At 74.0% G+C, this 24,175-nt stretch carries 28 protein-coding genes; 18 read left to right on the top strand and 10 right to left on the bottom strand.

Translation table 11 applies throughout. The annotated features are described in order from the left end of the window. Nucleotides 1-35 precede the first annotated feature (35 nt). A complete protein-coding gene (locus tag ACFWEG_RS20190) occupies nt 36-437 on the bottom strand; it encodes an ATP-binding protein (protein WP_387216931.1) in 402 nt (133 codons plus the stop codon). Between the two features lie 335 nt (nt 438-772). After that, nucleotides 773-1,672: a hypothetical protein gene (locus tag ACFWEG_RS20185; RefSeq protein WP_387216929.1), complete on the bottom strand. Its 900-nt coding sequence runs from the start codon at nt 1,670-1,672 to the stop codon at nt 773-775. Between the two features lie 37 nt (nt 1,673-1,709). On the opposite strand from ACFWEG_RS20185, the gene dapE reads away from it, so the two are divergent. Continuing rightward, complete coding sequence (dapE, locus tag ACFWEG_RS20180) at nt 1,710-2,801, top strand: succinyl-diaminopimelate desuccinylase (RefSeq protein ID WP_387216927.1); 1,092 nt, start codon at nt 1,710-1,712, stop codon at nt 2,799-2,801. Nucleotides 2,802-2,880: 79 nt separating this feature from the next. Further along, on the top strand, nt 2,881-3,633 hold the full coding sequence (locus ACFWEG_RS20175; protein ID WP_387216925.1) for a TIGR00730 family Rossman fold protein: 753 nt from the start codon (nt 2,881-2,883) through the stop codon (nt 3,631-3,633). 16 nt (nt 3,634-3,649) lie between these two features. Here the strand turns inward: ACFWEG_RS20175 and folP are convergent, their stop codons facing one another. Beyond that, a complete protein-coding gene (gene folP, locus ACFWEG_RS20170) occupies nt 3,650-4,510 on the bottom strand; it encodes a dihydropteroate synthase (RefSeq protein ID WP_387216923.1) in 861 nt (286 codons plus the stop codon). Nucleotides 4,511-4,639: 129 nt separating this feature from the next. On the opposite strand from folP, the gene ACFWEG_RS20165 reads away from it, so the two are divergent. Together ACFWEG_RS20165 and ACFWEG_RS20160 are read left to right on the top strand one after the other, a co-directional pair. Then, complete coding sequence (locus ACFWEG_RS20165) at nt 4,640-5,074, top strand: DivIVA domain-containing protein (protein ID WP_387216921.1); 435 nt, start codon at nt 4,640-4,642, stop codon at nt 5,072-5,074. Further along, complete coding sequence (locus tag ACFWEG_RS20160) at nt 5,071-5,637, top strand: DNA-3-methyladenine glycosylase I (protein ID WP_387216919.1); 567 nt, start codon at nt 5,071-5,073, stop codon at nt 5,635-5,637. The genes ACFWEG_RS20165 and ACFWEG_RS20160 overlap by 4 nt, the downstream gene beginning before the upstream one ends. 13 nt (nt 5,638-5,650) lie before the next feature. On the opposite strand, the gene ACFWEG_RS20155 is transcribed toward ACFWEG_RS20160, so the two are convergent. Continuing rightward, entirely contained in the window at nt 5,651-6,451 is an 801-nt protein-coding gene (locus ACFWEG_RS20155; RefSeq protein ID WP_387216917.1) for an enoyl-CoA hydratase/isomerase family protein, read from the bottom strand. A gap of 304 nt (nt 6,452-6,755) precedes the next feature. On the opposite strand from ACFWEG_RS20155, the gene ACFWEG_RS20150 reads away from it, so the two are divergent. Further along, nucleotides 6,756-6,923, top strand: a complete 168-nt coding sequence (locus ACFWEG_RS20150) for a DUF3117 domain-containing protein (protein WP_003966491.1) — start codon at nt 6,756-6,758, stop codon at nt 6,921-6,923. 283 nt (nt 6,924-7,206) lie between these two features. Here ACFWEG_RS20150 and ACFWEG_RS20145 read toward each other — a convergent pair whose 3' ends face one another. Further along, the gene (locus tag ACFWEG_RS20145; protein WP_387216915.1) at nt 7,207-7,878 is read right to left on the bottom strand and encodes an O-methyltransferase; all 672 of its coding nucleotides are present in this window, start codon (nt 7,876-7,878) and stop codon (nt 7,207-7,209) included. A 162-nt stretch (nt 7,879-8,040) separates the two neighbouring features. On the opposite strand from ACFWEG_RS20145, the gene sigE reads away from it, so the two are divergent. The 5 genes from sigE to ACFWEG_RS20120 all read left to right on the top strand — a co-directional run bounded on the left by sigE (nt 8,041) and on the right by ACFWEG_RS20120 (nt 12,352). After that, nucleotides 8,041-8,814 carry an RNA polymerase sigma factor SigE gene (gene sigE / locus ACFWEG_RS20140; protein WP_387216913.1) on the top strand — a complete coding sequence of 258 codons (774 nt, stop codon included), beginning with the start codon at nt 8,041-8,043 and terminating at the stop codon, nt 8,812-8,814. Continuing rightward, the gene (locus tag ACFWEG_RS20135) at nt 8,811-9,638 is read left to right on the top strand and encodes an anti-sigma factor family protein (protein ID WP_387216911.1); all 828 of its coding nucleotides are present in this window, start codon (nt 8,811-8,813) and stop codon (nt 9,636-9,638) included. The genes sigE and ACFWEG_RS20135 overlap by 4 nt, the downstream gene beginning before the upstream one ends. Then, nucleotides 9,638-11,095, top strand: coding sequence for a S1C family serine protease (locus ACFWEG_RS20130; protein ID WP_387216909.1), 1,458 nt, complete (start codon nt 9,638-9,640; stop codon nt 11,093-11,095). Before ACFWEG_RS20135 ends, ACFWEG_RS20130 begins: the two co-directional genes overlap by 1 nt. Before the next feature lie 147 nt (nt 11,096-11,242). Then, complete coding sequence (locus ACFWEG_RS20125) at nt 11,243-11,659, top strand: sec-independent translocase (protein WP_387216907.1); 417 nt, start codon at nt 11,243-11,245, stop codon at nt 11,657-11,659. 87 nt (nt 11,660-11,746) lie between these two features. Continuing rightward, nucleotides 11,747-12,352: a hypothetical protein gene (locus ACFWEG_RS20120; protein WP_387216905.1), complete on the top strand. Its 606-nt coding sequence runs from the start codon at nt 11,747-11,749 to the stop codon at nt 12,350-12,352. A gap of 71 nt (nt 12,353-12,423) precedes the next feature. Here the strand turns inward: ACFWEG_RS20120 and ACFWEG_RS20115 are convergent, their stop codons facing one another. Genes ACFWEG_RS20115 through ACFWEG_RS20105 form a run of 3 tightly spaced genes read right to left on the bottom strand, consistent with a single transcriptional unit; the run spans nt 12,424 to nt 15,406 of the window. Further along, on the bottom strand, nt 12,424-13,557 hold the full coding sequence (locus ACFWEG_RS20115) for an Mrp/NBP35 family ATP-binding protein (RefSeq protein WP_387216903.1): 1,134 nt from the start codon (nt 13,555-13,557) through the stop codon (nt 12,424-12,426). Nucleotides 13,558-13,599: 42 nt separating this feature from the next. Next, nucleotides 13,600-14,127, bottom strand: a complete 528-nt coding sequence (locus ACFWEG_RS20110; RefSeq protein ID WP_387216901.1) for a DUF1003 domain-containing protein — start codon at nt 14,125-14,127, stop codon at nt 13,600-13,602. Then, nucleotides 14,117-15,406, bottom strand: coding sequence for a magnesium transporter MgtE N-terminal domain-containing protein (locus ACFWEG_RS20105; protein ID WP_387216899.1), 1,290 nt, complete (start codon nt 15,404-15,406; stop codon nt 14,117-14,119). Before ACFWEG_RS20105 ends, ACFWEG_RS20110 begins: the two co-directional genes overlap by 11 nt. 225 nt (nt 15,407-15,631) lie before the next feature. On the opposite strand from ACFWEG_RS20105, the gene ACFWEG_RS20100 reads away from it, so the two are divergent. Further along, nucleotides 15,632-16,384 (top strand): hypothetical protein, encoded by a 753-nt coding sequence (locus ACFWEG_RS20100; RefSeq protein WP_387216896.1) that lies wholly within the window; start codon nt 15,632-15,634, stop codon nt 16,382-16,384. Between the two features lie 42 nt (nt 16,385-16,426). Then, nucleotides 16,427-16,957: a hypothetical protein gene (locus ACFWEG_RS20095; RefSeq protein WP_387216894.1), complete on the top strand. Its 531-nt coding sequence runs from the start codon at nt 16,427-16,429 to the stop codon at nt 16,955-16,957. A gap of 151 nt (nt 16,958-17,108) precedes the next feature. Here the strand turns inward: ACFWEG_RS20095 and ACFWEG_RS20090 are convergent, their stop codons facing one another. Further along, the gene (locus tag ACFWEG_RS20090) at nt 17,109-18,224 is read right to left on the bottom strand and encodes a magnesium and cobalt transport protein CorA (RefSeq protein WP_387216892.1); all 1,116 of its coding nucleotides are present in this window, start codon (nt 18,222-18,224) and stop codon (nt 17,109-17,111) included. A gap of 510 nt (nt 18,225-18,734) precedes the next feature. Between ACFWEG_RS20090 and ACFWEG_RS20085 the strand changes: the two genes are divergently transcribed. The 4 genes from ACFWEG_RS20085 to ACFWEG_RS20070 all read left to right on the top strand — a co-directional run bounded on the left by ACFWEG_RS20085 (nt 18,735) and on the right by ACFWEG_RS20070 (nt 21,697). Beyond that, nucleotides 18,735-19,328, top strand: coding sequence for a suppressor of fused domain protein (locus tag ACFWEG_RS20085; protein WP_387216890.1), 594 nt, complete (start codon nt 18,735-18,737; stop codon nt 19,326-19,328). A gap of 68 nt (nt 19,329-19,396) precedes the next feature. Next, complete coding sequence (locus tag ACFWEG_RS20080) at nt 19,397-20,089, top strand: DUF6758 family protein (protein WP_387216888.1); 693 nt, start codon at nt 19,397-19,399, stop codon at nt 20,087-20,089. 71 nt (nt 20,090-20,160) lie between these two features. Beyond that, complete coding sequence (locus ACFWEG_RS20075; protein ID WP_387216886.1) at nt 20,161-21,033, top strand: PHP domain-containing protein; 873 nt, start codon at nt 20,161-20,163, stop codon at nt 21,031-21,033. Between the two features lie 58 nt (nt 21,034-21,091). After that, the gene (locus tag ACFWEG_RS20070) at nt 21,092-21,697 is read left to right on the top strand and encodes a MarC family protein (RefSeq protein ID WP_387216884.1); all 606 of its coding nucleotides are present in this window, start codon (nt 21,092-21,094) and stop codon (nt 21,695-21,697) included. A gap of 70 nt (nt 21,698-21,767) precedes the next feature. Here ACFWEG_RS20070 and ACFWEG_RS20065 read toward each other — a convergent pair whose 3' ends face one another. Further along, nucleotides 21,768-21,920 (bottom strand): hypothetical protein, encoded by a 153-nt coding sequence (locus ACFWEG_RS20065; protein ID WP_387216883.1) that lies wholly within the window; start codon nt 21,918-21,920, stop codon nt 21,768-21,770. A 246-nt stretch (nt 21,921-22,166) separates the two neighbouring features. On the opposite strand from ACFWEG_RS20065, the gene ACFWEG_RS20060 reads away from it, so the two are divergent. Together ACFWEG_RS20060 and ACFWEG_RS20055 are read left to right on the top strand one after the other, a co-directional pair. Continuing rightward, a complete protein-coding gene (locus ACFWEG_RS20060) occupies nt 22,167-23,069 on the top strand; it encodes an NYN domain-containing protein (RefSeq protein ID WP_387216881.1) in 903 nt (300 codons plus the stop codon). Nucleotides 23,070-23,093: 24 nt separating this feature from the next. Beyond that, on the top strand, nt 23,094-23,930 hold the full coding sequence (locus ACFWEG_RS20055; protein ID WP_387216879.1) for an alpha/beta fold hydrolase: 837 nt from the start codon (nt 23,094-23,096) through the stop codon (nt 23,928-23,930). Nucleotides 23,931-24,175: the final 245 nt, after the last annotated feature.

Genomic DNA, 24,175 nt, shown 5'->3' with positions numbered 1-24,175 from the left:
GCGCTTCCCGGGCCCCTTCGCGTGCGGCGGGCGGGTCAGCCGATCGGCAGGCCCTCGACGGGCAGGCCGCCGAGGCTCTGCGTCGGCAGCCCGCCGCCCTTGGTCGCGTCACCGGCGGTCTTGCCGAGCACGTCCGCCGTGCTCCCGGCCAGGTCGCCCGCGGCCTCCTGCGCCACCGGCGTCGCCGTGCGCGCGCCGGCCCCGACCGCCTTACCGGCCATCGGCACCGCCGTCTTCACCGCCGTGCCGCCGGTGTCGCCGGCCACCCGCGTCGCCTGCTGCGCCGCGCCGTCCACGGCCGCGCCGTCCAGCGCGGTCAGCCCACCGAGATCGGGGGCGGCGGCCTGCGCGGACCCGGCCGCACCCACCACCGGCGCGGCTCCCGCCGCCACGAGCAGGGCGACACGGGCGATCCGACGGGTCAGGGGGAGGGACATGGTGCTCCTTCTGCGTTTACGGTGGCGCCCCGCATCTCTCCGGGCCGCCGTCCGGACGCGCTGCCCAACCCCCTTGAGGCGGTGATTGGTTGCGGCCCCGCCGGGTAAAGACTTCGCAATGCGTCGCATAATCGCCCCACGCCCGGGCGTGAACGTCGCTGCGCTGGGCACAGCGGGGGTGGCCCCGACGCCAGCCCTACCGGCGAGCGGTGGCCCAGAAACGTCAGCCCGGTCGGCGTTCGAGGCCGCCGGGCGGAGCCCGGTACGCGCCGGAGGCGCAGAGCCGCCCGGCGTGAGGGATTCGGGAAGGGGCGGGGTGGGGAACAACCCCGCCGTCAGCGGGTCACGGTGATGCGGACTTCGTCCCTGGACGAGACCCCCCGCGCGGCGGACCAGCCCGCGCCGGACCACTCGCGGCCGCCGTAGGTCACCCGCTCGATGCCCATCGACTGGGCCTGGGCGACCGCCCAGTGGGCGAGTTCCCAGCCGCGCCGGTCGGTGGGGGCGGCCCCGTCGGACAGCGCCCGCCCGACCGGCAGGGTCAACGTCCGCCCCTTCGCGCGCCCGTCGGACGCCGCCGCCCCGAAATCCCGCTGCACGCCGTTCCAGACCGTTTCCGCGCTGCCGGCCCGCCGGTCGCGCAGCCCCCTGCACGACAGGACCCCGTCCGCCCGCCCCGTGAACGCCGCGGCCAGCAGCGTCGCGTCGGGCTCGTGCTTGGCGTACGCCTGCGGGAACCCCGACCGCTGCACCTTCTGCGCCGCGACCGTCAGCGGCAGCCGCGAGTACCCGGGGATCGTCCTCAACCCGTCGTAGAACTTCCGCGCCGAGTACGCCGGGTCCATGATCTGCTCGACCGTGCCCCACCCCTTGGACGGCCGCTGCTGGAAGAGGCCGACCGAGTCCCGGTCGCCGTAGTCGATGTTCCGCAGCCCCGACTCCTGCATCGCCGTCGCGATCGCGATCGTCACGGCCCGCTCCGGCAGCCCCTCGCTCGTGCCGACCGCCGCGATCGTCGCCGCGTTGCCGGCCATCTCCGGCGTCAGCTCGTACCGCGAGCCGGAACCGTCCGCACCCGGGCCGTCGCCGTCGCCCGAGACGACGACGCAGCGCGTGGACTCCGGTCGGTTGAGCTGCTGGACCGCCAGATAGGCCGCGAGGCACAGCAGCACCAGCACGGCGGCCCCGTAGCGGAGGAGCCGGCCGCGCCTGCGGGAAGGGGTGGGCTCAGGCACGCCCACACGGTACCTGGGCACGACCTAAGCTCGGACCATGACCGACACCGCGCTCGACCTCACCCTGGACGCCGCCGCGCTGACCGCCCGGCTCGTCGACCTGCCCAGCGTCAGCGGCGAGGAGAAGCCGCTCGCCGACGCGGTCGAGGCCGCCCTGCGCGCCCTGCCCCACCTGAGGGTCGACCGGCACGGCAACAACGTCGTCGCCCGCACGGACCTCGGCCGGTCCGAGCGCGTGGTCCTCGCCGGCCACCTGGACACGGTCCCGATCGCGGACAACGTCCCCTCCCGGCTCGACGACGACGGCGTCCTGTGGGGCTGCGGCACCTGCGACATGAAGGCCGGCGTCGCCGTCCAGCTCCGCATCGCCGCCACGGTCCCCGAGCCCAACCGCGACCTGACGTTCGTCTTCTACGACAACGAGGAGGTCGCCGCCCACCTCAACGGCCTCGGCCACGTCGCCGAGGCGCACCCGGACTGGCTGGAGGGCGACTTCGCGATCCTCCTGGAGCCGTCCGACGGCCAGGTCGAGGGCGGCTGCCAGGGCACCCTGCGCGTCCACCTGCGCACCTCCGGCGAGCGCGCGCACTCCGCGCGCGCCTGGATGGGCTCGAACGCCATCCATGCCGCCGCGCCGATCCTCGCGCGGCTCGCCGCCTACGAGCCGCGCAGGCCGGTCATCGACGGCCTGGAGTACCACGAGGGCCTCAACGCGGTCGGCATCGAGGGCGGCGTTGCCACCAACGTGCTGCCCGACGCCTGCACCGTCACCGTCAACTTCCGCTACGCCCCCGACCGCTCCATGGCCGAGGCCGAGCAGTTCGTCCGCGACCACTTCTCGGACTGCGGCGTCACCGAGTTCGTGATCGACGACCACACCGGCGGCGCGCTGCCCGGCCTCTCGCACCCCGCCGCGGCCGCCTTCATGGCCGCGGTCGGCGGCGAGGCCCGCCCCAAGTTCGGCTGGACCGACGTCTCCCGCTTCAGCGCGCTCGGCGTCCCCGCGGTGAACTACGGCCCAGGCGACCCGCTCCTCGCCCACAAGCGGGACGAACGGGTCGAGACGGCGAAGATCCTCGACGCCGAGACCCGCCTCGCCGCGTGGCTCACGGAACGATCCGGCACCTGACCGACATGCGGTGCTCCCACGCGGGTAACCCGCGTAGACCTACTCTGGATGACGGATCCACAGCGGAGGGAGCACACACATGAGCAGTCCCGAGGGCGCGCAGCCCCGCAAGGAGGAGCGCACGGGCCCGGTCGTCCGGCGCCGCGACCAGGTCCGCTCCAGCACCACCGACCAGCGCCTGCTCGACTCCGGAGGCGGCCCCTCCGAGTGGGTGCACACCGACCCCTGGCGGGTCCTGCGCATCCAGTCGGAGTTCATCGAGGGCTTCGGCACCCTCGCCGAACTCCCGCCCGCCATCAGCGTCTTCGGCTCCGCGCGCACCCCCGCCGACTCCCCGGAGTACGCCTCCGGCGTCGCCATCGGCCGCGCACTGGCCGAGGCCGGCTTCGCCGTCATCACCGGCGGCGGCCCCGGCGCGATGGAGGCCGCGAACAAGGGCGCGGTCGAGGCGGACGGCACCTCCGTCGGCCTCGGCATCGAGCTCCCCTTCGAACAGGGGCTCAACCCCTACGTCGACATCGGCGTCAACTTCCGCTACTTCTTCGTCCGCAAGACCATGTTCGTCAAGTACGCCCAGGGCTTCGTCGTCCTCCCCGGCGGCCTCGGCACCCTGGACGAGCTCTTCGAGGCCCTCACCCTCGTCCAGACCCGCAAGGTCACCCAGTTCCCCATCGTCCTGTTCGGCACGTCCTACTGGAGCGGCCTGGTCGACTGGCTGCGCGACACGGTCATCGCCCAGGGCAAGGCGGGCGAGAAGGACCTGCTCCTGTTCCACGTGACGGACGACGTCGACGAGGCGATCACGCTGGTGACGAAGGAGGTCGGGGTCTGACCCCAGGGACCGGCCCTCAGGCCAGTCCGCGCCGGGCGACCGCGGGCTCGCGGCGCCCGGCGATCGACGCCACCATGTCCAGGACCTGACGGGTCTCGGCGACCTCGTGCACCCGGTACACCCGCGCCCCGAGCCACGCCGAGACCGCCGTCGTCGCCAGCGTCCCCACGACCCGCTCGGTGACCCCCCGGTCCAGCGTCTCGCCGACGAAGTCCTTGTTGGAGAGGGACACCAGCACCGGCCACCCCGTCGAGACCATCTCCGGCAGCCTCCGGGTCGCCTCCAGCGAGTGCCGCGTGTTCTTCCCGAAGTCGTGCCCCGGATCGATGAGCACCCCGTCCCGCCGGACCCCGAGCGAGACGGCCCGCTCGGCCAGCTCGACCGTCGTCCGCAGGATGTCCGCCATGACGTCCTCGTAGGCCACCCGGTGCGGGCGGGTCCGCGGCTGCGCGCCGCCCGTGTGCGTGCACACCAGCCCCGCCCCGTGCTTCGCCGCCACCTCCGCGAGCCGCGGGTCGACCCCGCCCCACGCGTCGTTCAGCAGATCCGCCCCCGCCTCGCAGACCGCCTCCCCGACCTCGTGCCGCCAGGTGTCGACGCTGATCACGACGTCGGGGAACCGCCGCCGCACCTCCCCGACGAAGCCGACCGTGCGCCGGGCCTCCTCCTGCGCCGACACCTCCTCGCCGGGCCCCGCCTTGACCCCGCCGATGTCGATGATCCCCGCGCCCTCGGCGACCGCCTGCTCGACGCGGGCGAGCGCGGGCTCGTCGCGGAACGTCGCGCCCCGGTCGTAGAACGAGTCGGGGGTCCGGTTCACGATCGCCATGATCACCGGCTCGTCGTCGGCGAACTCGCGCCGTCCCAGCCTCAGCATTGCCCTGCGTCCTCCTTCTCGGGCCCCGTACGGCGGCCGTCACCGACCCTAGTTGTCGGTGCGACGTGGCACGATCGTCGCCTGGACCGTTTCGTCCCTGCCGCACGACCCGGGGAGTCGCTCGTGCTCATGTTCATCTGCTTTCTGCTCGCGCTGGTCGTGGTCGTCGCGGCCGTGACGCTCGCCGTCGTCGGGGCGGCCGACAACGACGAGGCCGTGCTCCCGGAGGTGGCCCCCGAGCGGCTCACCGACCCGCTGCCCGCGGACCGCCCGCTCGCCGCGGCGGACGTGGAGTCGGTGCGGCTGCCGATGACCCTGCGCGGCTACCGGATGACGGACGTGGACGAGGTGCTCGGCCGGCTCGGCGCCGAACTGGCCGAGCGGGACGCGCGGATCGCCGAGCTGGAGACCGCGCTGGCCGGCGCCCGCGCGGTCACGGTCGGCGGCCCCGGCCTCTTCGGCGGCCCCCAGCCCACCGGGCCCGCCCCGGCGGCCGTCCAGGACACCGCCCCCGTCGAGGACTCCGCGTCGGCCCCCGCCCCCGCTCCCGAGGACCGCCCGTGACGACCGCACCCGTCCGCTGCCCCTGGGCGCTCGCCACCGACGACTACGTCGCGTACCACGACACCGAGTGGGGCCGCCCGGTCCACGGCGACGACGCCCTGTTCGAGCGGCTGTCCCTGGAGGCGTTCCAGTCCGGCCTGTCCTGGCTGACGATCCTGCGCCGCCGCCCCGGGTTCCGCGCCGCCTTCGCCGACTTCAGGATCGCGGCGGTCGCCGAGTTCACCGAGGCGGACGCCGAACGCCTGCTCGGCGACCCCGGCATCATCCGCAACCGCGCGAAGATCGCCGCGACCCTCGCCAACGCCCGCGCGCTCGCCACCTGGTCGCCGGGCGAGCTCGACGAGCTGATCTGGTCGCACGCCCCCGACCCCGCCGGCCGGCCCGCGCCCCGCACGCTCGACGACGTCCCCGCCGTCACCGACGAGTCCACCGCGCTGGCGAAGACGCTGAAGAAGCGCGGCCTGCGGTTCGTCGGGCCGACGACGGCGTACGCGCTCATGCAGGCGTGCGGGCTCGTCGACGACCACCTCGCCGACTGCGTGGCGCGCGGCGGCGGCCGCTGAGCCGGTAGGGCCCTCAGCGTCCGAGGAACGTCGGGCGCTCCTTGTTCACGAAGGCGCTCACCGCGATCCGGTGGTCCTCCGACGCGCCCGCCCGGGCCTGGAGTTCGTCCTCCTTGTCGAGGGTCTCCGACAGGGAGTGCGCGGTGCCGTGCGCGAGCGACTCCTTGATCGCCGCGTAGGCGAGGGTCGGGCCCTCGGCGAGCGTCCGCGCCACCTTCGCCGCCTCCACCGCCAGCTCCGCCGACGGCACCAGCCGGCTCGCGATGCCGAGGTCGTACGCCTCCCGGGCGTCGATCGTCCGCGGGAAGAGCAGCAGGTCCGCGGCGCGGCCCGGGCCGACGACCCGCGGCAGCGTCCAGGACACGCCGGAGTCCGCCGACAGCGCGACACCCGCGAACGAGGTGGTGAACTTCGCCGTGTCCGCGACCACCCGGAAGTCCGCGGCGAGCGCGAAGCCGAGTCCCGCGCCCGCGGCCACGCCGTTGACCCCGGCGACGACCGGCTTCGGCATCTCGGTCAGCGCCCGCACGATCGGGTTGTAGTGCTCCCTCACGGTGCTCATGACCTGGCCCTCGCCGGCGTGGCCCGCCGTGAGGAGTCCGATGTGCTCCTTCAGGTCCTGCCCCACGCAGAACGCCCGGTCCCCGGCCGCCGTCAGCAGCACCGCCCGCACCGCCGGGTCCGCCCCCGCCTCCCGCACGGCGTCCCGCAGCGCCGTCTTCGCCTCGACGTTCATCGCGTTCATCGCCTCGGGGCGGTTCAGCGTGATCGTCGCCAGACCGTCGGTCACCTCGTACAGAACGCTGTCGGCCATGGGTCGTGTCTCCTCGTGCGGCTCGTCGAGTCCTCGGCTCCGGCCAGCATGACGGAGATCGCCGCGGCGCGGCATGTGACCTGCGTCTAACAATTCGGCGGCGGAGGAGTGCCGAAGGCGGCGCAGTATCGCAGTCACATCGCCGAATTGAGTGGTTTTGCGGGCGCGCGTTGCCCAAGCGATGCCGACCGATGTTGGTCATCGGGTCCTGCCATGCGGGATAATGGCTTGGAAGAGATGTGTTCGATGCCGGTGACACCTGGGTCGTCGGCTGCGATGAGCGGTTTCGGAAAGGGGAACGAGCATGGCGGCCATGAAGCCGCGGACGGGCGACGGCCCGCTCGAGGTGACCAAGGAGGGGCGGGGCATCGTCATGCGCGTGCCGCTCGAAGGCGGCGGTCGACTGGTCGTCGAACTGACGCCCGACGAGGCCGACGCACTGGGTGACGCCCTGAAGAAGGTCGTCGGCTGAGCGCAACGCGCCCTTTCACAGCATTCCGCCCGCCCCGGTGCAGAGGTCAGGCACCGGGGCGTTGGCGTGCCCCCCCCGGGGGCGACTGCGGCGGGCGGCCCGCACCGCCGCCGAGCGGCAAGCTCGTCAGCGCTGCGGAACGAACCAGCGCGAGCTGAAGGAACCGGCGCGAGCTGAAGGAACCGGCGCGAGCCGGCAAAAAAATCCAGCCCGGCCGGCGCTTGAGGCCGCCGGGCGGAGCCCGGTACCTGCGGCGGAGCCGCGAAACCTGCCGCCGCCGAGGCTAGCCGCGCCGCACCGCGCAGAGGAGCCCGTCCCCCATGGGGAGGAGCGACGGCACCAGGTCCGGACTCTCCCGTACCGTCCGCAACAGCTCCCGCAGCCGCAGGACCTCCGCCGGCTGCGGATGCGAGTCGACGGTCCGCCCGTCGGCGAAGACGCCGGCGAAGCACACCAGCCCCCCCGGCCGCAGCAGGCGCAACGATTCGCCCAGGTACTCCATGCACTCCGACCGGTCCCCGTCGCAGAGCACGAGGTCGTACCCCCCGTCCGCCAACCTCGGCAGCACGTCGAGGGCGCGCCCGGGGATGAACCGGGCCCGGTTCGCGGTGAACCCCGCCGCCCGGAACGCCTGCCGCGCGAACTGCTGCCGCTCCGGCTCCGGGTCGACCGTGGTGAGGACACCGTCGGGCCGCATCCCGCGCAGCAGGTGGATCCCGGAGACCCCCGTCCCCGTCCCGATCTCCGCCACGGACTTCGCGTCCAGCGACGCGGCCAGCAGACTCAGCGCGGCCCCCGCCCCGGGCGAGACCGTGCGCAGCCCGGCCTCCCGCGCCCGGTCGCGGGCCCAGTGCAACGCGTCGTCCTCGGCGACGAACGCGTCGGCGAACGCCCAGCTCGTCTGCCGATTGGCGGTAATGGCCCTCTCCTGTCCCCTATAGGACCGACGGTCCACGTAACGCGCTCGCGTGACTTTATCCGGTGGCCCGGGAACCCGCTGATGGGACCGGGCGTTATGAGGAGACGGGGAGGGACGGTCGATCACATGGAACGCGCGCAGCGGGTCGTACCAAATTCACGCAACACTGCTTATCCGGAGCTAACGGGCGAGGTGGCTATGGTAGGGGCTCCACTGGACACCATCACCAGAGCCGACAGGGGAGGTGCGGCTGCGGCCGGTGATCGGGGAGGAGCGCTCCGGCGCCTTTTCAGGTCGTCGGGCGAGCCGAAATCCGTGACCGACACCGCTGACCGCTCCACCTCCGCCGAGCCCGCTCAGACCGCGACCTTCGCCACCGACGCGGATTCGCAGGCGTGGACCCCTCCCACCTGGGAGGAGATCGTCAGCACGCACAGCACCCGCGTCTACCGCCTCGCCTACCGGCTCACCGGCAACCAGCACGACGCGGAGGACCTCACGCAGGAGGTCTTCGTCCGCGTCTTCCGCTCGCTGTCCACGTACACGCCCGGCACCTTCGAGGGCTGGCTGCACCGCATCACGACCAACCTGTTCCTGGACATGGTCCGCCGCAAGCAGCGCATCCGCTTCGACGCGCTCGGCGAGGACGCGGCCGAGCGGCTGCCCAGCCGCGAGCCCGGCCCCCAGCAGACCTTCCAGGACTCCCACTTCGACGCGGACGTCCAGCAGGCGCTCGACACCCTGGCCCCGGAGTTCCGCGCGGCCGTCGTCCTCTGCGACATCGAGGGGCTGAGCTACGAGGAGATCGCCGCCACGCTCGGCGTCAAGCTCGGCACGGTCCGCAGCCGCATCCACCGGGGCCGCTCGCACCTGCGCAAGGCCCTGCAGCACCGTTCGCCCGAGGCGCGCGCCGAGCGCTCCTTCGCGGGGATCTGGGGCGGACCGGCCACCGGGGAGGTAGGGACGGCGTGAACGCCGCAGCCTTCCGGGGCCCGGCCCCGGACCATTCCAGCGAGCCCGAGACGTCCGCCGAACAGCACCTGGGAGACCGCCTCGCCGCGCTCGTCGACGGCGAGCTGGAGCACGACGCCCGGGAGCGGGTCCTCGCCCACCTCGCCACCTGTCCGCGCTGCAAGGCGGAGGCCGACGCGCAGCGCCGGCTGAAGAGCATGTTCGGGGCGGACCCCACGCCCCTGCCCTCCGAGGGGCTGCTCGCGCGGCTCCAGGGCCTCCCCGGCGGGGACGGCCCGGGGCCGCTCGACCCCCCGAGAAGACCGGGCTTCGGCAGCGGGGTCTTCGACGTGGGCGGTGAGCCGGGCTTCCACTACCTGCCGGGCGGGGCGCACTCCTCGGTGATCCCGGGCGGCGCGGGCGAGAGCGCGTTCCCGATACACGAGCCCGGACGCCCGTCGGGGTCGGCCTCGCGGGGCCGCCGGTTCGCCTGGGGTGCGGCCGGTGCGGTCTCCGTCGCGGCGATCGCGCTCGGCGGAGCGGTGCCGGTCGGCGGCGCGGCGGACACCGGCAACCGCGGCACGGGCGCGCCGGGCAACAGCGTCACTCCGCTGCGCGCACCCGCGTCGGGTGCGGCGCTCGCCCCCCAGGGGCGGCGGGGCGGAGCGCAGTCCTACTCCGACAACGTGGCCGAGCGCCGCGGCTCCGCGCCGCGTTCGCTCGTCTCGGCCGCCCCGGTGGCGGCGGCCCCCCTCCTGCCCGGCGCCACGGCCGTCCCGGCCGTCTCGCCCCTGCTGCAGGCCGCACCTCCGCAGGACATCCTCGGCAAGGAGCTCCCCCGCTGATGGGGGAGGGCCCACCGGAGCGGAGCTGGTGGAGCCGCCCCCCACGCCAGCACCGGCCGGCTGACGCGTCCTCGCCGCGCGAGGCGTACGATGCCGCGCCGGTCGACGGACCCCCGGTTGACAGGCCCCCGGCCGCCGGCCCCACGGCCCCCGCGGCCGGTGACCCGTCGCCCGGCGCGGCGGCGGGTACGGCGGCGGGCGCGGACCGGAACGGCCCGTCCCTCCCCACGGAGCCCGGCCCCCCGCCCGGCGCGCACCCCGCCGCCGAAGCCGGACCCGCCCCCTGGGGGCAGTACGACCCCTGGGCGGCCCCGCGCGCGACCTACCACCAGGCCGACGCCCCCCACCCCCGGCGGCGCGGTCGCGTCGGCACCCTGCTGGGCGCCCTGGCGCTCGCCCTCGTCGCCGGGCTGGTCGGCGGCGGAGTGGGGGCGTACGTCGAGCGGAACGGCGTCGGGGACGTCGTGCTGCCGCAGGTCGCCGCGGAGGACGCGGACCGCGCTCCGGACAGCGTCGCGGGGATCGCCGCGAGCGCGCTGCCGAGCGTGGTCACGCTGCACGTGGAGGGCGCAAACGAGCAGGGCACCGGCACCGGCTTCGTGCTCGACCGGCAGGGCCACATCCTCACCAACAACCACGTCGTGGAACCCGCGGCCCCCGACGGCACGGTCACCGTCACCTTCAGCGGCGGCGAGAGCGCCCGCGCCGAACTGGTCGGCCGCGACGCCGGGTACGACCTCGCCGTCGTCCGGGTCGAGGGCGTCGGCGGACTGCGCCCGCTCCCGCTCGGCAACTCCGACGACGTCCGCGTCGGCGACCCCGTGGTCGCCATCGGCGCCCCCTTCGACCTCCCCAACACGGTGACGTCCGGGATCATCAGCGCCAAGGAGCGGCCCATCACGGCCGGCGGCGACAAGGGCGACGGCAGCGACGTCGCCTACGTCGACGCCCTCCAGACCGACGCGCCGATCAACCCCGGCAACTCCGGCGGCCCGCTGGTCGACGCGCGCGGCCGGGTCGTCGGCATCAACAGCGCGATCCGCTCGGCCGGCGAGGGCACGGCGATCGGCGGCCAGGCCGGATCGATCGGCCTCGGCTTCGCCATCCCGATCAACCAGGGCAGGCGCGTCGCCGAGGAGCTGATCAACACCGGCCGGGCCACCCACCCGGTGATCGAGGTGACCCTCGACATGCAGTACACCGGCGACGGGGCCAGGGTCGCCGCCGAGGACAACTCCGGCGGCCCGGCCGTCCGCCCCGGCGGGCCCGGCGACCGGGCGGGCGTACGGGCGCGGGACGTCATCACCGCGGTCGGCGGCGCCCGCGTCCACAGCGGCGAGGAGCTGATCGTCAGGATCCGCTCCCACCGCCCCGGCGACCGGCTCGAACTGACCGTGCGGCGCGGCGGCGCGGAGCGCACGCTCACCCTGACCCTGGGCTCGGCGAGCAGTGGTTGACGGCCGGCCGGGGCGAACCGGTCACCGTGCTCCATATCGCACCGGCACAGTCCCCCGCGCGGTACCGGTCCGGCCGCGTCGCCCGGTAACGTGGGGCGTGTCCCTACCCGCCGCCCCGGGACCGCGGACCTCGCGAGGAGCTGCAAGGTGTTCAACGACATAGGCCCCCTGGAGCTGGTGACGCTCGCGGTCCTCGCCGTGCTCGTGTTCGGGCCCGACAAGCTGCCCAAGCTGATCCAGGACGTCTCGCGGACCATCCGCAAGATCCGGGAGTTCTCCGACAGCGCCAAGGAGGACATCCGCAGCGAGCTGGGGCCGGAGTTCAAGGACTTCGAGTTCGAGGACCTCAACCCCAAGGCGTTCGTCCGCAAGCAGCTCGCGGGCGGCGGCGACGAGTACGGGCTGAAGGAGATCCGCGACAGCTTCGACCTCCGCAAGGAGATGAACGACGTCGCCGACGCGGTCAACGGCCGCGAGCCGGAGCCCGCCGCCACCCCCAAGGCCGACCTGCGCAAGGCCCCCGAGAGCGACGGCCGCCCGCCGTACGACGCCGACGCCACCTGACGCGCCGGACCCCCGCCGGAACCCGGCACTCCTGTTCCCCGCTTGCTTTCCCCCCGCGGCCCGCCGGTGTGGTTATTCTCCCGTTCTATGGAGACCACTGTGCGTGCGGTTGACAGCTACTTGACGGCCACCTTCCCCTGGTACGGCCTGGACGAGGCGTTCACGGGCCCCCGCCACCTGATGCAGGTCGGCGCCGCCGCGGACGGCACCGTCCAGCACGGCAGCATCGCCCACGGCGACGAGCCGACGATCCGGACCGCCGCCGACCACGGCACGGACCGGGAGCGCTTCGTGGCCGTGGTGACGGTCGCCGCCCACCCGGTGCGCCGCAGCGCCGACGGGACGGGCGTCCTGGAGGCCACCTCGGTGTCGTCCGCGGCCTGGCTGGCCGGCGTGGGGCTGCTGAACATCACGTGGCCCGCCTCGCTCGACCACAGCCTGCGCGGCGACTGGCTGGAGCAGCAGACCGAGGCCGCCTGGCTGCTCGCCGACGACCTCCAGGGCGAGGAGTGGTCGGTCCTCTCGCTGCCCGTCGACGGCATGCCCACCCCCTTCCACCACCGCGAGACGGAGTACGGCTGGGTCCTCGCCGGCTCCGCGGCGGGCGGCGTCCACCTGGGCGCGTACGGCCGGGGCATGAGCCCGTACGGCCTCGGCTTCGCGGAGATCAAGGACCTGGGGACGTACGCCTGACCGACGGGCACGCGTAAGGGGCGGTGTCCCTGGACACCGCCCCTTACCTGTGGCCCCCGGCGGGGGCTCGCTCAGAACTTGTTGCGCGGCGTGATGCCAAGCGACATGCCCGACAGCCCGCGCGCCCGCCCGCCGAGCTTGCCCGCGATGGCCCGCAGCGCCGCGCCGGCGGGGGAGTCGGGGTTCGACAGCACGACCGGGCGGCCGTCGTCGCCGCCCTCGCGCAGCCGCACGTCGATCGGGATGCTGCCGAGGACCGGGACGGTCGCGCCGACCGTCTTCGTCAGCCCGTCCGCGACCCGCTGGCCGCCGCCGGTGCCGAACACGTCGACGATCTCGTCGCAGTGCGGGCAGGGCATGCCCGCCATGTTCTCGACCACGCCGACGATCTTCTGGTGGGTCTGCACCGCGATCGAGCCGGCCCGCTCGGCGACCTCCGCGGCCGCCTGCTGCGGGGTGGTGACGACCAGGATCTCCGCGTTCGGGACGAGCTGCGCGACGGAGATCGCGATGTCGCCGGTGCCCGGGGGGAGGTCGAGGAGCAGCACGTCGAGGTCGCCCCAGAAGACGTCCGCGAGGAACTGCTGGAGGGCGCGGTGCAGCATCGGGCCGCGCCAGACGACCGGCGCGTTGCCCGGGGTGAACATGCCGATGGAGATGACCTTCACGCCGTTCGCCGACGGCGGCATGATCATGTTCTCGACCTGGGTGGGCTTGCCGTCGGCGCCGAGCATCCGCGGCACGCTGTGCCCGTAGATGTCCGCGTCGACGACGCCGACCTTCAGGCCGTCGGCCGCCATCGCCGCGGCCAGGTTGACCGTCACCGAGGACTTGCCGACGCCGCCCTTGCCGGACGCCACCGCGTAGACGCGGGTGAGGGAGCCGGGCTGGGCGAAGGGGACCTCGCGCTCGGCGGTGCCGCCGCGCAGCGCGCCGGCCAGCTCCTTGCGCTGCTCGTCGCTCATCACGTCGAGCTCGACGGAGACGGCCGTGACGCCCTCGACGCGCTCGACCGCCGCCCGCACGTTGGACGTGATCGTCTCGCGCATCGGGCAGCCCGACACGGTGAGGTACACCGCGACCGCGACCGACCCGTCCGCCTCGATCCCGACCGATTTGACCATCCCGAGCTCGGTGATGGGGCGGTTGATCTCGGGGTCGTTCACCGTCGCCAGTGCTTCCAGCACCGCGTCTTCCGTAACCATGCCTCGATAGTACGGCGCGGGGCTTGTGTCCGGGAAAGGCCGTCAGCGGTCGCCTTCGTCACGCCGGCGGACCTGCTCCAGGGGGAACGGCGTGCGGATCTCCCCCTGTTCGGCGGCGATCTCCTTGACCAGGTCCTGGAGCTCGGAGCGGATCCAGTCGCGGGTGGCGACCTCGCCGAGCCCGAGCCGCAGCGCGGCGATCTCGCGGGTCAGGTACTCGGTGTCCGCGATGGAGCGCTCGTTCTGCTTGCGGTCCTGCTCCAGGTTGACCCGGTCCCGGTCGTCCTGCCGGTTCTGCGCGAGCAGGATCAGCGGGGCCGCGTAGGAGGCCTGCAGGGACAGCATCAGGGTCAGGAAGATGAACGGGAACGGGTCGAAGCGCAGGTGGTCGGGGGCGAGCGTGTTCCACAGCACCCACACCACGATGAACAGCGACATCCAGACGATGAACCGCCCGGTGCCCAGGAACCGCGCCACCCGCTCCGAGAGCCGCCCGAACGCCTCAGGGTCGTACTCCGGCAGCAGCCTGCGCCGCTCCACGCGCGGCTGGTCGAACCGCTTACCGGCCATGGCCCGCCTCCGCGCCCGGCTCCTCGTGGAACTCCGTCTCCCGCCAGTCCTCCGGCAGCAGGTGGTCGAGCACGTCGTCGACGGTGACCGCGCCGAGCAGCGACCCGCTCTCGTCGACGACCGGCGCGGCGACCATGTCGTACGTGGCGAAGTAGCTGGTCAGCTGCGGCAGCGGGGTGGTCGGGGCGAGCGGGCGCAGGTCGGTGTCGACGATCGAGCCGACCAGGGTGAACGGCGGGTCGCGCAGCAGCCGCTGGAAGTGGATCGTCCCCAGGTACCTGCCGGTCGGCGTCTCGTCCGGCGGCCGGCAGACGTAGACCTGCGCGGCGAGGGCGGGGGAGAGGTCGGGGTTGCGCACCCGGGCGAGCGCGTCGGCGACGGTGGCGTCGGGGCGGAGCACGATCGGCTCGGTGGTCATCAGACCGCCCGCGGTGTGCTCCTCGTACGCCATCAGCCGCCGCATGTCGGCCGCGTCGTCGGGCTGCATGAGGGTGAGCAGCCGCTCCTTCTCCTCCTCGGGGAGCTCGGCGAGCAGGTCGGCGGCGTCGTCGGGGTCCATCGCCTCCAGGACGTCGGCGGCGCGCTCCTCCTTCAGCTTGCCGAGGATCTCGATCTGGTCGTCCTCGGGCAGCTCCTCCAGGACGTCGGCGAGCCGGTCGTCGTCGAGGGCGGCGGCGACCTCGGAGCGGCGCTTGGCCGGCAGGTGGTGCAGGACGTTGGCGAGGTCGGCGGGGCGCAGCGTCTCGAACGTGGCGAGCAGGCTCTCGGCGCCCTGGCCCTCCTCGTTGAGGGTGAAGCCGGTGACGGCGGACCAGGGGACGGTCAGCGTCTCGCCCTTGTTGCGCCGCAGCGGGCCGCTCCTGCCGCGCCGGACGAAGACCTTGTCGATCTCCCACTCGCGGCGGGCGGGCAGCTGCCGGACGGCGATGTCGAGGACGGTGACCTGCTCGCCGTCCTCCACGAGGTCCACCCGCCGGTCGAGCAGTTCGCCCAGCATCAGCCGCTCGGTGGGCCGCTGCTCGAAGCGGCGCAGGTTGACCGCGCCGCCGGTGATGACCTGCCCGGTCTCGATGCCGGTGACCCGGGTGATCGGCAGGAACACCCGCCGCCGCGTCGTCACCTCCACGACCAGGCCGATCAGCAGCGGGGGGCGGCCGCCGATCCGGAGCATCGCCACCAGGTCGCGGACCCGGCCCACCTCGTCCCCGTTGGGGTCGAAGACGGCCAGCCCGGCCAGGTGCGAGACGAAGATCCGGGCCCGGGGAGCGCTCGACGCCATGCGGTGCGCCTCCCTCGTCGTGTCGTCCGGTGGTCATGAACAGGATCAACCGTAGCCCGCCGCCGTCCCGGCCGCCCAAGCGGTGCGTCCGTACGGTCCGGCACGGACGCCGCCGGGCGCGGCGGGTACGCTGCCGTCTGCCGACGGGACGGCCTCCCTTCGGCGACGGACCGGCGGACGTGCGGCGGGCCGACCACCGCCCGACGACGAGAGGCAGCGGCACCTGTGACTGCATCCCCCCGTGGCCGTACCGGCCGGGCCGCGGTGCTCGGCGTGGTGTGCGCGGCGCTCGGCGCGGCGCTCGTGGGCTGCGGCGCCGAGGAGGACCCGGACCAGGGCACCAACGGCGTCGGCCGGCTCACCGCCGCGCAGATCGAGAAGAAGGCCCTCGCCGCGGCCGGCCGGGCCGACTCCGTCCGGCTCACCGGTGCGGTGGTCAGCCAGGGGCGCACCTACCGCCTGGCCATGCAGCTCAGCGACGAGGGCGGGCGGGGCCGGGTGACGACCCCGGGGGCCACGTACGAGCTGCTGCGGGTCGGCGAGGACCTCTTCCTGAAGGCCGACGCGGAGTTCTGGGCGTCGGACGACAAGCCGAGCGAGACCGACGAGGCGGCGGCGGGGAAGCTGGAGGACAAGTACGTGCGGGTCCCCGAGGGCGATCCGGCGTACAAGCGGCTGCGCTTCTTCACCGAGCGCGAGACGCTCCTCGACGGCCTGCTCACCCTGCACGGCACGAAGGCGAAGGGCGAGCGCACGAAGGTCGACGGGGTGCGGACGATAGAGGTGAGCGGCGACAAGGGCGCCGGCGGCTCCTTCGACGTGGCCCTGGAGGGGACGCCGTTCCCGCTGCGGGTCGAGCGCGGCGGCGACGCCGGCACGATCGGCCTCGCCGACTGGGGCGAGCCGCTGCGCCTGGAACCGCCGGCCGAGGACGAGACCCTCGACTACGGCAAGCAGCTGCCGACCGGCAAGGACTGAAGCGGCCCGGGGGCCCGGGCGGCGCTGTCCTAAGCTGCCGCCATGACTGCTGAGCCACACCTGTCGGAGACCGCCCTCGTCGAGGAGGCCACCAAGAAGTCCGGCCTCGTCTGGGTGAGCGGACCGGGCGCCGCCCCGGAGACCCGCGCGCTGTGGCACGTCTGGGTCGACGGCGCCGCCCACCTGCTCGGCGACGGCCCCGGCGAGCAGCCGCTGCCCGCGGGTCTCGGGGACGGGGCCACCGCGGTGGTGACCGTCCGCAGCAAGGACAAGGGCGGCCGGCTCCTCGCCTGGACGGCCCGGGTCACCGCACTGGAGCCGCACGGCGAGGCCTGGGAGACGGCCGTCGCCGAACTGAAGGGCAAGCGCCTCAACGCCCCCGACGCCGAGACGATGACCGACCGCTGGGCCCGCGAGTGCCGGGTCCTGCGCCTGGACCCCGTCTCGGCGGACACCCGCCCCCCGGAGGGCTCCCTCGCCGCACCGCCGCTCCCGACGGAGGCGACGACCCGCCGACCCGTCCCGGACGCGCTGCCCCGCCTCCTCTTCCGCCGCAGGAAGCGCGACAGCTGACGCCGTTCGGCCCGGCCACGAGCCGGCGCCCCGCACCCGTCGCTCCGCCGCCGCCCGCCCGGCATCGCTCCGCGCACGGAGTGCAGGCCGCCGCGGCCCCGGCCGATCGCTCGGCGCAGCTGCGGCCGGTCCCGGGCGCCTGTCCGAGGCCCTAGAGCCAACCGTTGCGCTTCAGCATGCGGTGGATGGAGAGGCAGATCGCGACCGTCACGCCGAGGACCATCGGGTAGCCGTAGGTCCACTGCGTCTCGGGCATGTGCTCGAAGTTCATGCCGTAGACCCCGCAGATCATCGTGGGGACGGCGACGATCGCGGCCCAGGAGGTGATCTTGCGCATGTCCTCGTTCTGGGCGACCTGGGCCTGGGCCAGGTTGGCCTGGAGGATCGAGTTCAGCAGCTCGTCGAAGCCGATGACCTGCTCCTGGACGCGGGCGAGGTGGTCGGCGACGTCCCGGAAGTACTTCTGGATGTCGGGGTCGACCAGCCGCATCGGCCGCTCGCTGAGCAGCTGCATGGGCCGCAGCAGCGGCGAGACGGCACGCTTGAACTCCAGTACCTCGCGCTTCAGTTGATAGATCCGGCCCGCGTCCGCACCGCGCGAGGCGCCCTTGCCGGGCGCGGAGAAGACGTCGATCTCGACCTCGTCGATGTCGTCCTGGACCGCGTCGGCGACCGCGATGTACCCGTCGACGACGTGGTCGGCGACCGCGTGCAGGACCGCGCTCGGCCCCTTCGCGAGCAGCTCGGGGTCGTCCTGGAGCCGGTTGCGCAGCGCCCGCAGCGAGCCCTGGCCGCCGTGCCGGACCGTGATGAGGAAGTCCCGGCCGGTGAAGCACATCACCTCGCCGGTCTCCACCACCTCGCTGGTCGCGGTGAGTTCGGCGTGCTCGACGTAGTGGATCGTCTTGAAGACGGTGAACAGCGTGTCGTCGTACCGCTCCAGCTTCGGCCGCTGGTGGGCGTGGACGGCGTCCTCGACGGCCAGCGGGTGGAGGCCGAACTCGGCGGCCACGCCCGCGAACTCCTCCTCCGTCGGCTCGTGCATGCCGATCCAGGCGAAGCCGCCGTCCTCGCGGACGCGGTGGATGGCCTGACGGGGCGTCAGGGGCGGCTCGCACGCCACCCGCCGGCCCTCGCGGTAGACGGCGCAGTCGACCACGGCGGTGCTCGCCGAGGGGTCGCGGGTGGCGGCGTAGTTCTCGTAGGTCGGCGCGCCCTTGCGGAGGGAGGGGCGCACGACGGCACGCAGGTCACGGATCATCGACATGGCGGGCTCCTTCGGGTGAAGGCGGCCGGCGACGGGTGGCACTGCCCGGAACGGGGACGTGACGGGACCTGCACACGTCCGCAAAGCGGGCATCACCGCCGCGTCGCGGCGTGGGCCTTCGCTGGTGACTCGGATCAGAGGGAACGTGCTCTTCCGGTCGCGCCGCATGCCGGGGCACATCTGCGTTTGCCCGCCGGGGAGACGGGTATGCAGGCCCTCGGACGTCGGGTGGGACGTCAGGCGGAAGAGCGGGTGGTACTACCCGGTCGACTTCGATCCATCGCAGTCCCACCTCCTCCGGCCGGTCCCCCGTGGGGGATGTCCTGTCGGTCCGGGGCGCAGGGGGTTCGGCGGATGCGCGACCTCGGTCGCGCGGAACGTCCCTGTCGTGCTGCCCGGAACCAGCGGCCCAGACTAGCAGCCGCGTCGACACGCGCAGCGCGTCTTTGCCCTTCCCTTACGCGCACGCCTGCGCCGCCCCGCTCGGGTCGGCCGCCTATGCTCGCCCCCATGTCAGACGTACTCGCCCTTGTCGAAGCGCGGCTCCGCTCGGCGCTCGGCGAACCCGACGGGCGCGCCGCCGTCACCTTCCTCGGCACCGACCGGATCGAGGTGCTGCGCTTCCTCGACCGCGCCGACCCGGGCCTCGTGCGGTACGCCACGCTCGGCATGTCGGCCCAGCCCATGACCGACCCGACGGCCGTGCTCGCCGACCCCGTCAAGGGGCCCCGCGCGGAGCTGGTCCTGTCCGTGCGCCCCGGGCGCGCCGCGACCGACGCGGTGCTCAGGCCGCTCGCCGTCCTGGCCGCGTCGCCGCAGGTCGAGGGCGTCGTGGTCGCCCCGGGCGCGTCGCTGGACGTCGGCGACCCGCTGTGGACCGGGGCGCCGTTCTCGTCCGTCCTGGTCGCCGAGGGCGGCGGGCTCGTCGAGGACCTGGAGCTCGATCCGCCGATGGACCCCGTGCGGTTCCTGCCGCTGCTGCCGATGACCCCCAACGAGGCCGCGTGGAAGCGGGTCCACGGGGGCGGCGCGCTGCAGGAGCGGTGGCTGGCCCAGGGCACGGATCTGCGCGACCCGCTGCGGGGCGGGGCGAAGCTGGACTGACGAACTCCCCTTTTCGGACACGTGATCGTCCTTGACGCCGGGCGGGGCGGGGAGGACCGTGGGGCGCTATGAGGGGCGAACCCAGTTGCCCGAAGTGCGGAGGCCGGGTCAGGGCGCCCGGTCTCTTCGCCGACGCGTGGAGCTGTGACGTGGACGGCGTCGTGCATCCGCTGCAGCCGGTCGTGCCGCCGAGCGTCGAGGCGCTCGGCGTCGTCGTGCACCGGGCGCGGGTGCCGGTGTGGATGCCGTGGCCGCTGCCGGTGGGCTGGCTGTTCACCGGCGTGGCCTGCGCGGGCGACGACCGCAGCGGCGGGCGCGCGACCGCCGTCGCCTGCTCGGGCCCCGGACCCCTCGGCGGGCTCGGCGAGATGGTCCTCGTCGCCGAGGAACTCGGCGTCGGCCTCGGCGCGCGGTACGCGGGCCTGCGCGGGCCCGACCCCGGCGAGCACCTAACCGTCGACAGACCCCCGCACGCCAAGGTGCTGGCCGCCGGGCGTCCGACGCCCCTGTGGCACGTCACCGGCACCCCCGCCGACCGCGCGGTCTTCGCCGGCGAGGCGCGGGGCCTGTGGCTCTGGGCGATCGTCTGGCCCGAGCAGTCCGGCCTCCTCATGTACGACGAACTCGTCCTCACCGACCTCCGCGACGCTGGCGCCGAGGTCGACCTCCTGCCCTGCGGGGCGCTGTCCCCGAGCCTGCTGACCTCACCCGGCGGCGTTCCGGACGTGCCCCCGTCGTCCCTGCGCCCGGAGGGCGGCTGAGACGCGCCGGGAGCACGCACGCCACGGGTTACCCTGGAGCGCCCCCACCCCCGGAGACGAACGGAGCCGACGTGCGCATCGACCTGCACGCCCACTCCACCGCCTCCGACGGCACGGACACCCCCGCCGAGCTCGTCCGCAACGCCGCCCGCGCGGGGCTCGACGTCGTCGCCCTGACGGACCACGACACCACCCGCGGCCACGCGGAGGCCGCGGCGGCGCTGTCCGACGGCCTGACCCTGGTCACCGGCGCCGAACTCTCCTGCCGCCACCAGGGCGTCGGCCTGCACATGCTCGCCTACCTCTTCGACCCCGACGAGCCGAACCTCCTGCGCGAGCGCGAACTCGTCCGCGACGACCGCGTGCCGCGCGCGCGGACGATGGTGGCGAAGCTGCGGGAGATCGGCGTCCCGATCACCTGGGAGCAGGTGGCCCGGATAGCCGGCGACGGCTCCGTCGGCCGACCGCACATCGCCACCGCCCTCGTCGAGCTCGGGGTCGTCGAGACCGTCTCCGACGCCTTCGCGCCCGCCTGGCTGGGCGACCGCGGCCGCGCGTACGCCCCGAAGCACGAGCTCGACCCCTTCGAGGCGATCCGCCTGGTGAAGGCGGCCGGCGGCGTCACCGTGTTCGCCCACCCCGCCGCGTCCAAGCGCGGCCGCACGGTCCCGGAGTCCGTGATCGCCGAGCTCGCCGCGGCGGGCCTCGACGGCGTCGAGGCCGACCACATGGACCACGACCCCGCGGCCCGTGCCCGGATGCGCGCGCTCGCCGCGGACCTCGGGCTGCTCGCCACCGGCTCCAGCGACTACCACGGCAGCCGCAAGACCGTCGCGCTCGGCGCGTACACCACCGACCCCGAGGTCTACGCCGAGATCACCCGCCGCGCGACCGGCGCGTTCCCGGTCCCCGGCGCCGGCGGACAGCGGGTCGCGCGCGCCTGACCCGCGCCCGCCCGACGCCGCACCCCCCCCACGCACGTTTCTCACGCAAGGCACCCCCGTGTTCGACGCCGCCGTCTTCGGCTCCCTGTTCCTCACCCTGTTCGTGATCATGGACCCGCCCGGGGTCACCCCGATCTTCCTCGCGCTCACCGCCGGCCGCCCGGCCAAGGTGCAGCGCCGGATGGCGTTCCAGGCCGTCTGCGTCGCCTTCGGGGTGATCGCGCTGTTCGGCCTGATCGGCCAGCAGATCCTCGACTACCTGCACGTCTCCGTCCCCGCGCTGATGATCGCCGGCGGGCTACTCCTGCTGCTGATCGCGCTCGACCTGCTCACCGGCAAGACCGACGAGCCGAAGCAGACGAAGGACGTCAACGTCGCGCTCGTCCCGCTCGGCATGCCGCTGCTCGCCGGCCCCGGCGCGATCGTCTCCGTCATCCTCGCCGTGCAGCACGCGGACAGCGCGGGCGACCAGGTGTCGGTGTGGGCGGCGATCGCCGCGATCCACGTCGTGCTGTGGCTGACGATGCGGTACTCGCTCGTCATCATCAGGGTCATCAAGGACGGCGGAGTGGTCCTGGTGACCCGACTCGCCGGGATGATGCTCTCCGCGATCGCCGTCCAGCAGATCATCAACGGCGTCACGCAGGTGGTCCAGGGCGCCTGACCCGGTCCCGGACGCACCGGAGCCCCCCGGCCTCACTGCCGGGGGGCTCCTGCGTACGGTTCGCGGCCGGTTACGAGGCCGCGTCGTCGGTCGGGCGTATGTAGAGGCGCTGGCCGATCGCGGCCGCCTGCTGGACGATCCGGTTGACGGAGGCGGCGTCGACGACCGTCGTGTCGAGGGCGGTGCCGTCGACGTCGTCGAGACGCATGATTTCGAAGCGCATGGCTTCTCCCTTCGTCTGGTCCTCCACCTGCCAAGCGTGGAGAGCTGATGTGACGGACCCGTTTCCGGGTCGAGAAGTGTGGATGAGCGGGGCTTGCCCGCCCCCCTGCTCCGCACTCGTACAACGGGGCTCCCGAGGAATTCATTCCCTACGCTAAGGAAAAGTTTCACGGTCCTAAGGAACTGTCCGCCCCGCCTGTACCCCTGGTTGTACCGGGTGCCCCGTGACCCGGACAATGGGGCACGTATGGACGAAGAAGAGGCAGACCTCACGATCGGCGCCCGCCTGGAGCGCACCAACGCCCTCCTGGAGCGGGTGCTCGCCGAGGTGGCGAGGACCCCGTCGACGCACGCCATCTTCGTCGACGCCGGTTACGTCTACGCCGCCGCCGGCCGCCTCGTCGCCGGCACGGAGGACCGGCGCGCCTTCGACCTCGACGCCGAGGGGCTGATCGAGGCGCTCATCGACAAGGCGCGCACGCTCTTCGCCGACAGCCGCCTGCTGCGCGTCTACTGGTACGACGGGGCCCGCCGCCGCATCCACACCGCGGAGCAGCAGTCCATCGCCGAACTCCCCGACGTCAAGGTCCGCCTCGGCAACCTGAACGCGAACAACCAGCAGAAGGGCGTCGACTCGCTGATCCGAAGCGACCTCGAATCGCTCGCACGGCACCGCGCGATCAGCGACGCGGCGCTCGTCGGCGGCGACGAGGACCTGGTGTCGGCGGTCGAGGCGGCGCAGGGGTACGGGGCGCGCGTCCACCTCTGGGGGATCGAGGCCCCCGGCGGCCGCAACCAGGCCGAGCCGCTGCTCTGGGAGGTCGACAGCCGGCGCACCCTCGAACTCGACTTCTGCCGGCCGTACGTCACCCGCCGCGCGGTCCTCGCCCAGGAGGCCGGGGACGCGCCCCGGCCGACCCGCGAGGACGTCCGCTTCGTCGGCGCGCAGGTCGCCGCGACCTGGCTCTCCGCCCGCGGCCGCGACTCCCTGCACGAGCTGCTGCCCGGCCACCCCTACCTGCCGCCGGCCACCGACCAGGAGCTCCTCGTCGAGGCCGAGGGCCTCCTGCACCACTCCCTGCGCGGCCACCACGACCTCCGCCGCGCCCTGCGCGACGGCTTCTGGGACCACCTGCACAGCCAGTACTGAAGGCCCACGCACTAGCCTGCCGGTATGAGTCGTCCCGCCACCTTCTCGCCGCCGTCCGGAGTCTCGAGCCGGGTCCTGCCGACCGCGCGGGGGGAGTTCGCCGCGCTCGACACGGGGGCGGGGCCGCGCGGCACCGTGCTGCTCGTCCCCGGATACACCGGGAGCAAGGAGGACTTCATCAGCCTCCTGCCGCCGCTCGCCGAGGCGGGCTACCGCGCGGTGGCGGTCGACGGCCGGGGCCAGTACGAGAGCCCCTGGGGATCCGGCGAACTCGCCTACAGCCGTGCCGAGTTGGCGGCCGACCTGCTCGCCCAGGCCGCCGCGCTCGACACCCCGCTGCACCTCGTGGGGCACTCCCTCGGCGGCCAGATCTCGCGCGCGGCGGTCCTCACCGACCCGGCCCCGTTCCGCACCCTGACCCTGATGTCCTCCGGTCCCGCGGAGATCTCCCCCGACCAGCAGGACCGTGTCAAGCTCCTGCAGGACGCGCTCGCCGCGATGCCGATGGACGCGGTCTGGGAGGCGATCCAGGCCACGGGCACCCCGGAGGACACCGAGACCGACTCCGCCGCACTCCGCGCGCGCTGGCTCCGCAACGACCCCCGCCAGCTCATCGCCACCGGGCACCAGCTGCGCACCGAGCCCGACCTCGTCGACGCACTCGCCGCGGTCGGCCTTCCGCTGCACGTCCTGTCCGGCGAGACCGACGACACCTGGCCCGTCCCCTGGCTCGACGCGATGGCCGCCCGCCTCTCCGCCCGCCGCACCGCCGTCCCCGGCGCGGACCACTCCCCCAACACGGACCGCCCCGCGGCGACCGCAGCCGCACTGCTCGCCTTCTTCGCGGCGCATCCGGCCTGAGACACCGACGACCCGCAGCCGCCCGCCCCGCCCGGCCCCCGCACGGCGGACAGGCGCCCCGCCCGCCCCGGAACGCACCGCGCCCCGACCCGGGACACCGGATCGGGGCGCGCGACACGTCACTCAGCGGCGACGACGCGGACGCGGCTCCTCGCGGGGGAGCGGGGGCATCTGGAAGTCGAGCTCGGGCTCCGTGGCGACCGGTCGCACGGGCCGACGGCGCCGCGGAGCGGGCGCCTCGGCGA

This window comes from Streptomyces sp. NPDC060194 (assembly GCF_042728285.1).
GTDB lineage: Bacteria > Actinomycetota > Actinomycetes > Streptomycetales > Streptomycetaceae > Streptomyces.
This window is presented reverse-complemented; position numbering and strand designations above follow the sequence as displayed.